We start from the raw sequence: 15,579 nt of genomic DNA, 5'->3' as shown, positions 1-15,579 counted from the left end.
TTGCGCGATTTGCGCGATTTGCGCGATTTATCTTTCTGCTCGGCGAATCAACATTCCAGGCTCGTAAATAATAATCGACCTTCCGTGCCTTTTAATCCAACCTCTTTGCGCAAAATCCATCAACGCTTTATTAACTGTTTCTCTAGAAGATCCAACCAATTGCGCAAGCTCTTCTTGAGTTAAATCGTGAGGAACTAAAACGCCTTCTCTAACAGGCTCTCCAAATCTAGAAGCAAGATTCAAAAGCGTTTTTGCTAATCTTGCTGGAACGTCCATAAAAACAAGATCAGAAATATGCTCGTTATTTGCCCTTAAACGCGCCGCCAAAACTTGAAGCATGTCTACAGCAACTCTAGGATGGTGACCTAACCAGTTAAAAAGTACTTCATTTTCTAGCCACAGCACGCGAGTTTTATCTGTAATAGCAATCGCAGAAGCCGTGCGCGGTCCGCCATACGGGTCAAAAACAGGAATCTCCCCAAGAATTTCTCCATGCGTGTGAATGCTAAGCAATTGCACACGATTATCTCTAGAATGACGAACAAGCTTAACGCGGCCGCGCTCCAAAAGATACATGCGGCGATCCGTATCTCCTTCGTTAAAAATCGCCTGCCCTTTAGAAAAAACCGACTCATGCAAGTGTTCTAGCAGCTCCCTCGCTTGATCTAGCGGCACTTGCTTAAATAACGCTGTATGCGTTAACGGAAGGTCTTCCACGTAGGGCTTATCTGGCTTTACTATTACCACAATCAGCCTCCAATGTGTTTTAAAAATATTCTACGAAATACCCATGGCATCTAAACACCACGCGTTTTCATAGCAAACTTCTTCCCACTTTTTATACCTGCCAGAGCCTCCGCCGTGGCCACCTTCTGTTTCAATGCGCGCAATCGCATCCGCTCCAGCCGCCTGCAATCGCGCAAGCCACTTAAGCGGCTCTGTAACAAGAACGCGAGTGTCGTTAATCGAAGACGTTATAAGAATCTTTGGAAACTCTCCCTGCTCAATATACTCAGGCACATTCTCGTAAGGCGTGTAAGACTTTAGATACGCGTAATCTTGCGCATTGTGCAACGGGTCTCCCCACTCGTCCCACTCGGTAACAGTAAGCGGCAACGAGTCGTCTAGCATAGACGTAAGCGCGTCTACAAAAGGAACATCCGCTTCGATTCCTGCGTAGCATTGCGGAGCCATATTTGCCACAGCTCCCATAAGAAGGCCGCCTGCGGAACCGCCATTTGCAACAGTCTGATTCGCATCAGCATACCCTGCTTGTTGCAAAGCGCGAGTAACGTCTACAAAATCCTCAAAAGTGTGTTTTTTGTTGCGCCGCCTGCCATTCTCATACCACGCGCGACCCATTTCTCCACCGCCTCGCACATGCACTTGCGCAAAAAGCACGCCTCTGTCTAGCATGCTTAAACGCGCAACAGAAAAATACGGATCGCTGCTAATCTCGTACGCTCCGTAAGCGGTTATAAACATTGCGTTCGTTTTTGCAACAGCGTCTTTTTTCCAAACTAGCGAAACTGGCACACTCTCGCCGTCTCGAACTTTAACCCACACTCGCTTTTCTGCGTAGTCGTTTTCGTTAAAATCGCCTAAAATTTTTCCACGCTTAAGCAGAACGCTTTCACCTGTTGCTGGGTCTAGTTCTTTTAATGCTCCAAGAGTTGCGTAACTTGAGCAAGAATAACGTATTTTTGGCGCTTCATAACACGGATTTCCCGTTGCAACAATAAGGCTGATTCGACTATTTTTTGCTTGTTCAAGACTTATTTTAGATAATTCTTTGCGAGCGCTTGCGGAACGGAAGCTTGCGACTTTTGCGCAAGAATCGCTAGCCTCCAACGAATCGTTAAGATCCAAAGAATCGCAAGAAACCGCGCAATCGCAAGAATCTCCTACAAACCCATCTTCTTTTACAAGACGGAATCTCCATGGACAGCCTGCCTTAAAATCTTCAACGGCATTGCTTTTAGTCATAACTGCCAATTGAGGCAAGCCATTCGCGCGGAAAGAAAGAGCAACGTAGTTTTTATAAACGCTTAAACCATCCACACTTAAGCCGCGCAAACCTTGCAAAATCTTAGGATTTTGGCTGTTGTAATATGGCGCACTAATGGCTTTTTTGCTCGCGCCTTTTTCTATTAAATCACCATTTTGGCATCCGTATGGAGAACCTTGCGCAACGCAGATGCCTTCGCCAATGTTAAATGGCATTGAATCTGCAGAGTATTTTCGCAAATCTATAACATCAATTTGAAAATTAGGATTTTTAAGATTGTGGCTTACAAACATTAGTGGAATATCTTTGCCATCTTCTCCAGCATTCTCAAAGCACGCAAACGAAACGTCGTATTCCACGTTTTCTATAGGCTTAAGCACCATTCTAAAATCGCCTTCTGGAGTGCTTAGAGGCAGCATTAACACGCGTGAAGTGGTTTTAGAACTGCTGTTTATAATAACGCTTCGCTCGTCGAAGCTTTCGTACACGCTAACAAAAAAGCGTTCGTCTAAATCTTCAAAAACTTTAACGTCATTTTTTACACTTGTTCCAACCTTATGCCTAAACACTTGGTATGGCCTCCAAGCACTATCTAAAGTTACGTAGAAAACCCATTTTCCATCTGGTGTTAAAAGCGCAGAAGATATGCCTTTTATGCAATCCGAAAGTGTTACAAAACTATTGTTATAGCGAGTGATGTAATCGGCACTTTCGCTACCATTTTCTTCTATATTTTCGCCATTTTTGCAATCAAAATCGCCACTTTTATCCGCGCAAAAATCGCGAATATAAAAGTCAAATCTTTCATCGCCCTTAGAATCAACTCCAAACAGCATTCGCTTACCGTCTAAGCTAATATCCATTCCGCCAAGCTGAAAGAATCCGCCATTAAAACGGTTAGCTTCTATATTTGCGTCAAAAATAACCTCTTCGCATGGCGTTTGACCAGCATGAGCGCGCTCATCTATAACAGGTGGATTCCAATCATCTTCGCTTTTAATTTTCATACGGCATTGAACGCCATATTGCTTTCCTTCTTCGGTTCTAACGTAATACCAATAGCCATCCATGCGAGTTGGAACCGACATATCTGTTTCTTGAACACGACTTTTTAGCTCACTAAACAAATGTTTACGTAAAGACTCTAAACTAGAAACGCGTTTGCTAGTGTACTCATTTTGAGCATCAATATACTCGCGCAACTCCTTGGATTTAGTGTTACTCATCCACGCATATTCGTCTACAAACACATCGTTGTGGAACTTACGAACGTAGTCAACTCGTTTTGCAAGAAGTGGCTTTTTAGCAGTATTAAAATCACCAACTTTTAGCGAATTATCTTCCATTTATAACCTTTACAATCTTTATAATCTTTACAACACTTAAAACACTTACAACACTTAAAACACTTAAGACACTTAAAATCAGTCTTTGATTAAAATCATTCTTTGTAATTAACAGAATCCATAATAAACGGAATCATAATATCTTCTAGCAAATTGCCATTTTGAGCAGCAAAAAATGGAACACCTTCAAAAGTACCAGCTGCACCCTTAGCTTCAACAAAAATATCATTGCAAGTTTTAGCAACTCTAGAAGATGCAAGAGTCACACCAAAATTCTTAGACATGCTTCGCCTAAAATCAACCAAAGTTGCGTCTTTTTTAAGCTGACGTATGCCAACAGCAAGAACGCGATTTGGGAATTTTTCAATGATTTTTGCATAAGTCGAAGGGTCTTTTTGACCGTCATCTCCAATAAGAACAAATCGCATGTCTGGAAAATCATCCATAAGCTGTTGAGCAAACTCAAGCTTGTGCTGTGGTCCAGTTGGAACAAAAGTCTTAGGACGCGGGTCTAAATCCCTAAGAAGAAGAGGCCCCGCAGGAAAACCTTCGCGCAAAATAAAGTGTCGGATTGAAGCTTCCACATTCCAAGGAGAAGTGGAAAGGTAGAAGAAAGGAGTGCTAGGAATTGAATCCTTAATACGCTTAAAAAAGTGACTCATTCCATCAACAGCATGCCTATGCTCTGGATTCATAATAAGCAAATTGTAAGCAGCTCTAAGAGGCGAAGGCGCTTGAGTGACCATAATAGTATCGTCAACATCGGAAATAATACCTAAAGGCGTTTGCTCCGATATAACAAACATGCTTGCTTCAACAGGATTGCGATTATCAACCTTGTACGAAACCTTGTGTTCGCCTGGCAAAAGCGACCTTTCGGTAACCAAATCCAAGTAACCCGAACAATCCGAAACGCAATATTCTGCGCTGCTGTTATATGCAGAATCTGGCTTATCGTACACGGAAGAATCGCCAACTTGCGCCCATTCAACAGCAACGTTATCAATACTTAGAGCAACCTTAACACGAATTGCAGGAACAACAAGCATCGCGTAAATACCGCGCTTTAACGCGGAATGATGACCATTTTTAGGCGCTAAAACAGTTCGGCAAATCAAGCGCGCGTAGCGATCGGTACCGTAACCAATGTATGGCTCAACGCTAGGAAACCATCCAAAATGCCGAGCGATTTTGCCACTTATGCGCACCCAAAGTCCAAAGCTAGACGTTGCGAACTTTCTAGCAAATTGAACAATCGGAGGTTTTTTATCTAAGCGCTCTTCGCTAGAAGGAGCATCAAACAGCGTTTCTGTAACACGAACCTGAATCGGAGTGCTACTAACTCTTCTAGCTGCAGCAGGCAAATCGCCCTTCAAATTCGGTGCTTTATTAGCGAACTGGTCCATCTGGTTGTTCTCCAACAACTTCCACAACGGTTCCGCGAGGGCAGTTTTCAAACACCCACTTTGCGTCCTGCTCATACATGTTTATGCATCCATGAGAACCGTACTTTGCAGGGTATCCTTGAGATATACCAACATTGTTCCAAAGAGCGGTGTGGAATGAGATTCCGCCGTTAAAGTAGCTAACCCAAGTGATTCCAGGCAAGAAATACCTAGAGCCGTTTCGGTTAAATCCGCGCATATCTTGCACTCGGTAGCGCAAGTAAATAAAGTACGTTCCGTTTGGCGTTTCGTAATAACCATTTGAGCCACTGCAAACTGGGAATGTTTTAAGAAGCTGATCATCTTTGTAAACGCTTATTGTTTGGTTTGACTTGTTAACAACAACACGCATGTCAACAGTCTTTTTTTCAATTCCAAACTTAACAACATTTGTTGGAACACTAAGCTTTGCATCTGCCGACTTTTCTACAGCTTGAACAACCTTGTTTGCAAAATCTTTAGAATACTTAACTTCTATGCCATTTGCACCCTTAAGCGTTGTTAATATAAACTTTCCTTGCTTGTTGTACGTATCTTCTTGGTCTACTTTTTGCTGATTAAGATTCTTAGCAAGCTCTTTAGAAAGCCATGCGTCGGCAGCAGACGAATCAACCTTGTACGAAATCTTCTTTTTTGCACAATCTGCATCAATCTTAATCCAAGATGCTAAAACAGCCTTTGAAAGCGTAAAATCTTTTGAATCGCCATTGTCTAACGTAATTTTTTTAGATATCAAATTATTGAGTTGATCAACAGTTTTCTGCGCTACATCACGTTTAATTGGAGCTTCTACCTTACGAGAGCCAACCGTAACTTTTACTGTTTTACCAGGATTTTCTAGAACACGCTTAATAGCCTCGCGAACTGGCAAAGTTATGATTGTACGCCCTGGAACACCATCTTCTACAACATAAGAGTTAGAAGAAGAATCGAACTTAGCAGTATAAGGCATTGCCCTATCTTTTTCGCTAACAAACTTTTTAACAATGTACGCGTCCATGCTTTCGTTGTCTAGCTTGGCTTTAAGTCCAACGTTTTCTTGCAACCAAGGCATAAGCATTGTAAACACATTATTGTGCTTTGCGCGCATAATGTTTTGCACAGTTGCGCTTTTATCTACGCTTACCGATAAGTCTTTAAGTGTTTCAACAGAGCTTTTTCCAGAATCGTCTTTAATCTCAATCTTTGTGTTTTCAATCGCCCTATTTACAGCATCTGTGACTTTTTCAACTTGAGCGCCCGAAACTTCACTGCTGCCAGCAAAATGAACTCCAGGAGCAACACGGTCACGGAAGTATGCTTGCGACCCTACAAAAGCAGCAACCACAAGTATTAAGAAAATAATAAACGAGTAAAGCAATACAAGCGCTGACTTATTGCCTTTAACACGTTTTTTCGATACTTCAAATTGTTCAGTATCGTCGGATTCAAAAACGCTCATATTATTTTCTTGCGATTCAGACATAACCTTAAACCCCTGCTAGTTCTACGCGCAAAACGTGATGTTGCAAGCTTATCACTTGCGCGTCATATAAATAGTCATGCAAGTCGCATACAAATCGCCATATAAATCGACATATATTAGATACACAGTAAAAATGCGCAGTCAAAATGCGCTAAACACGTAATGAAAATGTGAAAATAATTAAATATTGGAAATTATTAGAAAAATAATGCCCCACAACTCGAATATATGTGCAAAAATGAGAATATGCCAGATATGCCAATTCAAGCAACAATTGCATTAATGGTGATTGTTTTTGCGCTAGTTTTTGCGCCATTCGTCATCATGATAGTTACGCGTACCCTGAAGAAGCATCATTTAGCAGAAAAACTGGCAGAAAGGCATGGAGACAGCGTTCACTATGCTTTTATACTAAATCCTTCTAAACCGCAAGCCGAAGAATACCGAAAAAGCATTAAAGATTACTGTGCTTCTAACGATTTTACGTACGAAATAATAGATACACAGCTTAATAAAGACGGGCGCGAATGCGCACTAGAAGCTTTGGAAAATGGCGCAAATGTTGTTGTTGCAGTTGGCGGAGATGGCACTGTTAGAACAGTTGCGAGCGCAGTTAGTGGCACAAACCACGCAATGGGAATAATTCCAATTGGAACGGGAAATTTGTTTGCGCGAAACATGGGGATTCCTGTAGACGATGTTCAAGCCGCGCTAAAAGTGGCAACTAGCCATGGATCTAGGTTTGTTGACGTTGGTCGCGTTTTTATACTCGACAAGCCGTACGAAGATCACGGTCATGCGTTCTTGATTATTGCGGGAATTGGATTCGACGCGCTTATGATAGACGACACTAATCCTGCGCTTAAAAAGAACATAAGCTGGCTTGCATACTTTGTTGCAGGCGTTAAACACTTATTTGCGCCAAAATACCGCGGAGACGTTACTTTTACGCGCAAAGATGGAACGGATTACACATCTAAAGCAATATCTTTCCGCACGCTTATGGCTGGAAATTGCGGACAGATTCCAATGTTTTCACTTATGCCAGATGCAGCTTACGACGATGGCATACTCGACTTTGAGATTATTGACACTTCTGGCGGATTAATTGGATGGGCTAACTTATTTGGAGATGTTGTGCACCAAACCGTTACCGGAAAAGCGCAACAAAGCCCACTTTCTACAAACTCCAAGATTGACCAATCGCAGGGGCTGGCAGCTACTGTAAAGCTTGAGAGATCGGCTCCCGTGCAAGTTGACGGAGATATTTTAGGCTACACAAAACACTTGCGTTTTAGTGTAGATAAACGAGCATTATGCGTGCGCGTGCCAGAGAGTTTGCAATCTTCTTTAACTCAAAATACCGCCGACTTACGTTAAAATACCGTCGCCGTGGCAAAATAAAAAATTATGGTAGCAAAAAATGCGGGAATGCCCGCCACCCCAGAAGATCTAGTAGACGTTGACGCTTTGATTGGCGCTTACTACGATGAAGTTCCAAATTCCAACATTCCAGAACAGCGCGTTATTTTCGGCACGTCTGGTCACCGTGGTTCTGCATTAAAAACTTCGTTTAACGAAGCTCACATTGTTGCAATCACACAAGCCATTGCCGAATACCGCAAGAAGGCTGGCGTAACTGGCCCACTTTATATTGGTAGAGATACGCACGCTCTTTCGGAGCCTGCTCAAAAAACCGCTATCGAGGTTTTGGTTGCTAACGGAGTTCACGTTCGTGTGGATTCTCGCGGCGACTTTGTACCAACTCCTGTTGTGTCGCAAGCTATTTTGACACATAACCGCGCAGCAGATGGCACTCAGCGCTTTAGCGGAGACGGCTTGGCCGACGGCATTGTAGTCACTCCTTCACACAATCCTCCAACCGACGGCGGTTTTAAGTACGACCCTGTAACTGGCGGCCCTGCCTCAGCAGACGTAACTAATGCGATTGCAAACCGCGCAAACGAATTGCTCGACAATTACAAGTCCATTAAGCGCGTGCCTTTCGAGGAAGCAATCAAGTCTGATTTGGTTGAAGGCTTCGATTACCGCGAACACTACGTTAGCGATTTGGCAAACGTTATTGACTTCGATGTAATTCGCTCTAGCGGCGTGCGCTTGGGAATTGACCCACTCGGCGGCGCAAGCGTAAACTACTGGCCACTTATGAACGAAAAGTACGGCTTAAACATTGGCGTTGTGCGCCCAGATGTTGACCCAACTTGGCGATTCATGACAATTGACCACGATGGCAAGATTCGTATGGATCCAAGCTCCCCTTACGCAATGAAGGGCTTAGTTGATCAGCTTAACGCTGGCGCTTGGGATAAGTACGATCTGGTTGGCGGCACCGATCCAGATGCCGACCGCCACGGAATTGTGTGCCCTAACTGGGGTGTTATGAATCCAAACCACTACATTGCAGTGTGCGTGGAATACTTGTTCGGCGGCGCTCGTCCAGGTTGGCCAAAGAATACTGCAATCGGCAAGACGCTTGTGTCTTCTTCTTTGATTGATCGCGTAGCTGCTTCTATTAACGCAAAGCTTGTGGAAGTTCCTGTTGGCTTTAAGTGGTTTGTTGAGCCTCTCTTTAGTGGCGAAGTTGCTTTCGGCGGCGAGGAAAGCTCTGGCATGAGCTTCTTGCGCAAGGATGGCCGCGTGTGGACCACCGATAAAGATGGTTTGATTCCTGATTTGCTCGCTGCAGAAATCACTGCAAAGACTGGCAAGAATCCTGCTCAGCTTCATCAAGACCAGGTTGCTCGCTTTGGCGAAAGCTGGTACAAGCGCGTGGATACTCCAACCACTCTTGAGCAAAAGCAAAAGTTTGCAGCTCTAAGCGGAAACGACGTTGAAGCAACTAAGCTTGCTGGCGAAGATATTACAGCAAAGCTTACGGAAGCTCCTGGAAACGGCGCTAAGATTGGCGGTTTGAAGGTTACAACTAAGAACAATTGGTTCGCTGCTCGCCCATCTGGTACCGAGAACATTTACAAGGTTTATGCTGAATCCTTCGTTTCTCCAGAAGCGCTAGATAAGGTGCTTGAGGAAGCTACTGCTGTAGTAGACAAGGCTTTAGCGTAACGCTTAATTGCGATTAGTTAAAATTGACTGAGGCTAGTCGAAGTTGATTTACGATTAGTCGAAGTTAACAGCTTCTATATGCGCTGGTTGCTATGCTGCCAGCGCATTTTTTGAAAGGTTTTACAATGATTGTTGTTTCTACAGACGGATCTGCTCTGGGAAACCCAAACGGATCAATGGGTTGGGCCTGGGCAGACCACATAGACGAAGCAGGCAACGCTCACGAGCACAATCACACTGGAAACGCAGATGCAGGCGGAGCTACTAACGGCACGAATCAAATAGGCGAATTATGCGCAGTTCTAGAAGCTTTGCGAGCACACCCTGGAAGCGAGCCTTTAACGATAGAAAGCGACTCGCAATATGCGATTAATTGTGCAACAACTTGGATTCACGGTTGGAAAAAGAACGGTTGGAAAAACTCCAAAAAAGAGCCTGTAAAAAATGCAGAACTTATTCGCGCAATTGACGAAGAGATTTGTAAGCGCAAAGGCTCCGTTAAGTTTGTTTGGGTTAAGGGACACGCTGGAAACGCTGGAAATGAGAAAGTTGACGAGCTTGCTAGAACTTATGCTGAAGATTGCCGAAGCAAATTGAAGGATGGATATTTGCCATTAGAAGGATGGAAATCGTTGATTTCTTCTGCATATTCAGATGGCGTTGACGTTCCGCAAGACGCAAAAATGCTATTAGACGGCACAATTTCTAGTAGCGAATACCACATTGGCAGATGCGTTGGAGAAGATATTAATCCTGATTTTAATGGCGATAATACGCGTGAAACAAGCCGTGAAACAGAGTGTGAAACATTTAGCGATGCTGCCACCACTCACCACGCAAACAACAACGCTGCTTGCGATTTAACTACAAAAATCATTAATGCAAATGATGAATCGCCAGCCACAGAAGAATCAAAAGACACAGACAAACCAAAAGGCACAGACGAATCGCAAGCAACCGAAGATTTGCATGAAAATAACGAATCACAAAATAACGAATCACAAAATAAATCAGAACAAAAATATAAAGCAGTTCCAGGATTACGCGTATGCGGAACATTGCAATTCACGCCTGCTCCAAACACAAGCCCAAGTTTTAACGGGAATCCACGATTTATAACAGGCACAATACAGTTAAGCGGATACGTTATGCCAGATGGCACTTTTAACCTAGAGCCAAGCGAGTTTTATATGCAAACAAACGCAAACAAATGCGAAAAATAACAAAACAAAAATCTTAAAGCAGACTAATATGTAATATGTATGGAACAGATGCGATTAGCAATCGCTAAAAATCGCACACAATCGCGCAAAATAGCGTGGTAATAACCTGCCAAAAGCAAGAAAGTAGGCACAAATGGATAAAGCACAACAAGACGCGCTAAAGAAAGCAGCTGGCATTGAGGCCGCAAAAATCGTACAAAATGGCATGATGGTTGGACTTGGCACTGGCTCTACAGTGCGCTTCTTAGTAGACGAGCTTGGCCGCAGAGTTAAAGAAGAAGGCTTGAGCTTTACGGGAGTTACAACTTCTCGTCGCACGCAAGAGCAGGCAGAAAGCTACGGAATTAAGATTCTAGATATTAACGATGTTGACCATATTGACGTTACGATTGACGGATCAGACGAAGTTGATAAAAACTTTAACGGCATTAAGGGCGGCGGTGCAGCTCTTCTTTGGGAAAAGATTGTTGCAATCAACTCCGATCGCATTGTGTGGATTGTTGACGCAAGCAAGGTTGTAGACACAATCGGCAAGTTCCCACTGCCTGTTGAAGTGATTCCATTTGGTTCTGCTCAAGTGATTCGTAAGTTCGAGAAGCGTGGATACAAGCCAGTTTTGCGCTTGGATGCAAACGGCAAAGAAGTGCGCACAGACGAGAACAACTTTGTTGTTGACTTGCACTTGGAGCGCATCGACCACCCACAAGAGCTTGCTAAAGACTTGATTGAAACTGTTGGCGTTGTTGAACACGGACTGTTCCTTAACATGGTTGATACTGTGATTGTTGGAGATCCAAACGGCCCGCGCACGCTTACAAACCCAAATAAGTAAACGGCATATCTAATATTTAACCAATCATTTCCCGAGAGTGTACGTAAAATCCACTGTTTTACGTACATTTTCGGGAAATTTTTTGCATTCTTCAATCATGGTAATTTTCAATCGTAATAAAAAAGCGCTGGAAAAATCCAACGCTTTCAAAAGTATTACGTGCCCAAACGGGCAGGCGCGCCAAACAGCTATTACTTACGCTGATGACGAGTCTTACGCAGCAGTTTGCGGTGCTTCTTCTTGCTCATCCGCTTGCGGCGCTTCTTGATGACAGAACCCATCTGAAGCCTCCATTCATATGTAAAGTGTGCAACTTGCCTAATGTTACACCGTTTTGACGACTTTGGAAAATCCTAAAGCAAAGTTTTACAAAAACATATACAAAACACATGCAAAACAGCTTATATTTTGCAAATTTTACATTGGGAATTGCTTATAGAATCTTTCAACAGATTGCTTTGATCCAGTTAACTCAAACACAGCTGTGTCGTTTTGCCAAATGGCACTAGCTTTAGCTTTATTTCCCGACTCAGTCTTTAACACATAGCTGCCAGTGGTTTTTCCAGAAACTTGAATTTTTCCAGAAGCAACATCTACTCCACTTAAACCATCTAGCAAAAGCTCATATTGTTTATTCGCTAAGTCACGACTGCTCCATTGAGCAACAACAAGCGAAACATCACTTCCAGATTCTCCAGTTGAATACTTAACTGTGTATTCTTCTAAAGGAGAAGCCGAAGACCATTTTGCACTAGCAGAAGCATCAACACGCGCAAAATCAAGAACAGTATCTGGCATAGCTTTTAACAGCGCAGTAGATGTGCTAGGCAAATCTTTAGCCTTAATAGATGGCGTTTTTGCAGAAGGCACTTGCGTTTTAGCAGGTTGCGCATTTTGCTGGTGATTTAACGCCCAACCTGGCCAAACAAACGCGGAAACAATTGCCAAAACAACAACTATTAATGCAACAATAAGCACTTTTCGTAAATTGTTATGAGACGCAGAAAATCCTTGCGAAGAAGTAGAAGAATTATTTGTATAAGAATTCATTTTTTACCCCACATAACACTATTAAACATACTTGGATTATCTCACAAAAGTATGACGGTAAAATGTCTACAAATGCAGCTAGCGTCAAATCATGGCTGCAAAATCTTCTACTTATTACTTATGCTCCGAATGTGGTTGGAGTGGGTCAAAATGGTACGGCCGCTGCCCAGAATGTGGCGAATGGGGTACGCTAAGCGAGTTTAGCGAGCCAAAGTTGCAAAGTGGCGTTTCTAAAACTTTAAGATCGTCTAGAAATTCAAGAAGCGCAAAAGCTAACGCAATTGCATCATTAAGCCTTGATTCTAGCGTAGATGCACAGCCTATTAGCAATATTCAAGCAGATAATGGAATTAGAATACACACGGGATTTAGTGAATTTGACCGCGTTTTAGGTGGAGGTCTTGTTCCAGGGTCTGTAACTCTTATAGCAGGCGAGCCAGGAATCGGAAAATCCACTTTGCTTTTAGAAACAGCTGGAAAAGTGGCCAAAAATGGTGGCGAATCCAAAGAAAGCATAGTCCTATACATTTCTGGCGAAGAATCAAAATCGCAAGTAAAATTGCGCGCATCACGCATAAACGCCATAAGTCAAAATCTTCTTCTTGCTAGCACAACAGACTTAAACACAGCTTTAGCACTAATCGAAAAATATAAGCCAACTCTTGCAATTGTTGACTCAGCACAAACCATTGTTTCTAGCGATGTTGATGGCATTACAGGAGGATCCACTCAAGTTAGAGAAGTAGCTAGCGCGCTTATTGACGTTGCTAAAACTTGTAATATTCCAGTGCTTTTAGTTGGTCACGTTACAAAAGACGGCTCGATTGCAGGCCCGCGCACGCTTGAACATCTTGTAGACACGGTTTGCCAATTTGAAGGAGACAGTCAAACGGCATTGCGCATGCTTCGTGCTGTTAAAAATCGTTTTGGACCTACAGACGAAGTTGGCTGCTTCGACATGAGCGGATGCGGCATTGAGGAAGTTCTGGACCCTTCTGGCCTATTCTTGTCTTCTAACGAGGATTGCAAAAACGAAGGCACATGCGTAACTCTTACATTAGAGGGCAATCGAAGCCTTGCTATTGAAGTTCAAGCGCTTGTTACAGACTCTGTTTTGCCAGCTCCTAGGCGCGCAGTTTCGGGAGTAGATGCAAACAGAATCGCTATGCTTACAGCTGTTTTGTATAGGCATGGCGGATTGAATCTTCTTGCTAAAGACATTTACGTTTCTACGATTGCTGGAGCAAAAGCAAAAGAGCCGGCTTGCGATTTAGCAATAGTGGCGTCTCTTGCAAGCGCTGCAAAAAATAATCCAGTTTTGCCGTTTACGTGCGCAATTGGCGAGATTAGCTTGACTGGCCAAGTTCGCTCGGCTTCTAGAATGGAAACTAGACTTAAAGAGGCGGCCAGAATTGGCTATAAGCGTGCGATTGTTTGCAGTTTGCAAAAAAAGATTCACGTTGAAGGAATTGATGTAGTTGAAGTAAATAATCTTAAAGAAGCATTGAGCGCGCTGGGATTGTAGGAGATTAATTAAAGGGTTAATTAGGAGATTAATATGGTTGACTTTAGCAAATGGGCTTCGTTTACTTCGCAAAAAACTAATCGCTCGCTTGCTGGTTCGCGAGTGTTTATTGAAGATGTAATTGATGAGAATAACTGCGATAACATCAACAGCAATGCGCAAAAATTCTTGCAAAACGCACAATCTTGGGGAATAATTCCTGTAAATTCTAAGGAAGACGCTGATTTTTGCGTAAAAATATGCGCAAAAAACCTAGAAACCACTATAGACGCGCCTAATTTAAGTGGAAAAGATGCCATTGACTACGCACAAAGCCACATGCCAGTAATGCGCACACTACTTAACAATTTACAAGAAAATGGTCTTAATTTAGAAGGCGTTAGAATAGCTGTTTGCCTTGTGTTAGAGCCAAAAACAGCCGTTCTACTAAGAGAGTTACACGCACACGGCGCGATTGTTGGCGTTTTTTGCGGCCCAGACGAAACCGACCAGAGAGTAGCAGATCAACTTAAAAAAGAGGGCATTTTAGTACAAGCAAACCGCGATTGGTCTCCTGAACAAACGCACGAAGGCGCTCTAAAACTTCTAGACGAGATACAGCCAGACATAATAATCGACGATGGCGCTAGTTTTGCGCGCCTAGCCAGCCTGGAACGTCCGCAAATCGCAGCAAATCTAATAGGCGTTGCAGAAGAAACAACAAGCGGAGTGCGCGCTTTTGAAGCAATGCAAAAAGCTGGACACTTGCACTACCCTGTAATCGCAGTAAATAATAGCGCTCTAAAAACCGATTTTGACAATCGTCATGGAACTGGAGAAACATGCGTTACAACAATGCAACAAATTCTTGGAAGCGAATGCTTTAACAATGCCAAAGTAACTGTTGTTGGATACGGACCAGTTGGACGCGGATTTGCCTTAAGAATACGCGCTTTGGGCGCGAAAGTTACGATTTGCGACACAAATCCTGTTCAAGCTTTACGCGCAGTTTTCGACGGATTTGAAGCTAAAAATCTTGAATGCGCTGCTAGTACAAGCAATATGATTGTTTCTGCGACTGGAGTTCGTCACACTATTACATTGCAACACATGCAAAATATGCAAGAAAACGCGATTTTGGCTGTTATTGGTGGAATTGCAAACGAGATTGCACTAGACGAAATCCCTGATTTTAAGCCAGTTGTTGGAACCGCGCAAAGAAAAATCCAAGTTCCGTGCGGTCCTCAAATTACGCTAATAAGCGAAGGAGACGGCACAAATTACACTACAGGCGGCGGAAATCCTATTGAGATTATGGACTTTAGTTTTGCTGTTCAAGTGAGCGCAGTTGCGTATTTGCTAGAGCACAATGGCAATAAAAATGGCGATAAAAATGGCGAAAATCGCCTTAATTCTGGAATCTACCAACTTCCAGAAAACTCCGATAAGCAAATAGCAAGCATCGCATTAGCAAAACGCGGATATAGCGCAAGCGAAGCCAACAAAAACAATGGCTACAAGTGGGATTTAACGCGATTCGCAGAAGAAGAAAACATTTAGCATAAATCAATTAACCAAAACATAATAAATCTAAGCAATAATAGAATAAAGATAAAGCAAAA

12 protein-coding genes are annotated in these 15,579 nt (G+C 43.0%); 6 read left to right on the top strand and 6 right to left on the bottom strand.

What is annotated here, in order from left to right; all coding sequences use genetic code 11:
• Positions 1–27 precede the first annotated feature (27 nt).
• From HXT30_RS00930 to HXT30_RS00915, 4 genes are all read right to left on the bottom strand, one after another.
• Positions 28–747, bottom strand: coding sequence for a Crp/Fnr family transcriptional regulator (locus HXT30_RS00930; protein WP_116285544.1), 720 nt, complete (start codon positions 745–747; stop codon positions 28–30).
• 30 nt (positions 748–777) lie between these two features.
• The gene (locus HXT30_RS00925) at positions 778–3,354 is read right to left on the bottom strand and encodes a S9 family peptidase (protein WP_422111610.1); all 2,577 of its coding nucleotides are present in this window, start codon (positions 3,352–3,354) and stop codon (positions 778–780) included.
• 95 nt (positions 3,355–3,449) lie between these two features.
• Complete coding sequence (locus tag HXT30_RS00920) at positions 3,450–4,760, bottom strand: App1 family protein (protein ID WP_422111609.1); 1,311 nt, start codon at positions 4,758–4,760, stop codon at positions 3,450–3,452.
• Entirely contained in the window at positions 4,744–6,264 is a 1,521-nt protein-coding gene (locus HXT30_RS00915; protein WP_016782967.1) for a L,D-transpeptidase, read from the bottom strand. The genes HXT30_RS00920 and HXT30_RS00915 overlap by 17 nt, the downstream gene beginning before the upstream one ends.
• A gap of 246 nt (positions 6,265–6,510) precedes the next feature.
• Here HXT30_RS00915 and HXT30_RS00910 point away from each other — a divergent pair, with 246 nt between their 5' ends.
• The 4 genes from HXT30_RS00910 to rpiA all read left to right on the top strand — a co-directional run bounded on the left by HXT30_RS00910 (position 6,511) and on the right by rpiA (position 11,403).
• Positions 6,511–7,644 (top strand): diacylglycerol/lipid kinase family protein, encoded by a 1,134-nt coding sequence (locus tag HXT30_RS00910; protein WP_422111857.1) that lies wholly within the window; start codon positions 6,511–6,513, stop codon positions 7,642–7,644.
• A 30-nt stretch (positions 7,645–7,674) separates the two neighbouring features.
• On the top strand, positions 7,675–9,348 hold the full coding sequence (gene pgm, locus HXT30_RS00905; protein WP_422111608.1) for a phosphoglucomutase (alpha-D-glucose-1,6-bisphosphate-dependent): 1,674 nt from the start codon (positions 7,675–7,677) through the stop codon (positions 9,346–9,348).
• 125 nt (positions 9,349–9,473) lie between these two features.
• Positions 9,474–10,571, top strand: coding sequence for a ribonuclease H family protein (locus HXT30_RS00900; protein ID WP_422111607.1), 1,098 nt, complete (start codon positions 9,474–9,476; stop codon positions 10,569–10,571).
• A gap of 133 nt (positions 10,572–10,704) precedes the next feature.
• A complete protein-coding gene (rpiA, locus tag HXT30_RS00895) occupies positions 10,705–11,403 on the top strand; it encodes a ribose-5-phosphate isomerase RpiA (protein WP_016635466.1) in 699 nt (232 codons plus the stop codon).
• A gap of 191 nt (positions 11,404–11,594) precedes the next feature.
• Here rpiA and HXT30_RS00890 read toward each other — a convergent pair whose 3' ends face one another.
• The gene (locus HXT30_RS00890) at positions 11,595–11,684 is read right to left on the bottom strand and encodes a 30S ribosomal protein bS22 (RefSeq protein WP_004268639.1); all 90 of its coding nucleotides are present in this window, start codon (positions 11,682–11,684) and stop codon (positions 11,595–11,597) included.
• A 136-nt stretch (positions 11,685–11,820) separates the two neighbouring features.
• Positions 11,821–12,453 carry a hypothetical protein gene (locus tag HXT30_RS00885; RefSeq protein ID WP_032817115.1) on the bottom strand — a complete coding sequence of 211 codons (633 nt, stop codon included), beginning with the start codon at positions 12,451–12,453 and terminating at the stop codon, positions 11,821–11,823.
• A gap of 91 nt (positions 12,454–12,544) precedes the next feature.
• Here HXT30_RS00885 and radA point away from each other — a divergent pair, with 91 nt between their 5' ends.
• Positions 12,545–13,978 (top strand): DNA repair protein RadA, encoded by a 1,434-nt coding sequence (gene radA, locus HXT30_RS00880; RefSeq protein WP_422111606.1) that lies wholly within the window; start codon positions 12,545–12,547, stop codon positions 13,976–13,978.
• 33 nt (positions 13,979–14,011) lie between these two features.
• On the top strand, positions 14,012–15,517 hold the full coding sequence (locus HXT30_RS00875) for an adenosylhomocysteinase (RefSeq protein WP_422111605.1): 1,506 nt from the start codon (positions 14,012–14,014) through the stop codon (positions 15,515–15,517).
• Positions 15,518–15,579 lie beyond the last annotated feature (62 nt).

It is taken from the genome of Gardnerella sp. DNF00571G, assembly GCF_049262695.1.
Classification (GTDB): Bacteria; Actinomycetota; Actinomycetes; order Actinomycetales; family Bifidobacteriaceae; genus Bifidobacterium; species Bifidobacterium piotii.
Note: the sequence above shows the minus strand (reverse complement) of the source record. Positions and strands in the feature narration are given on the sequence as shown.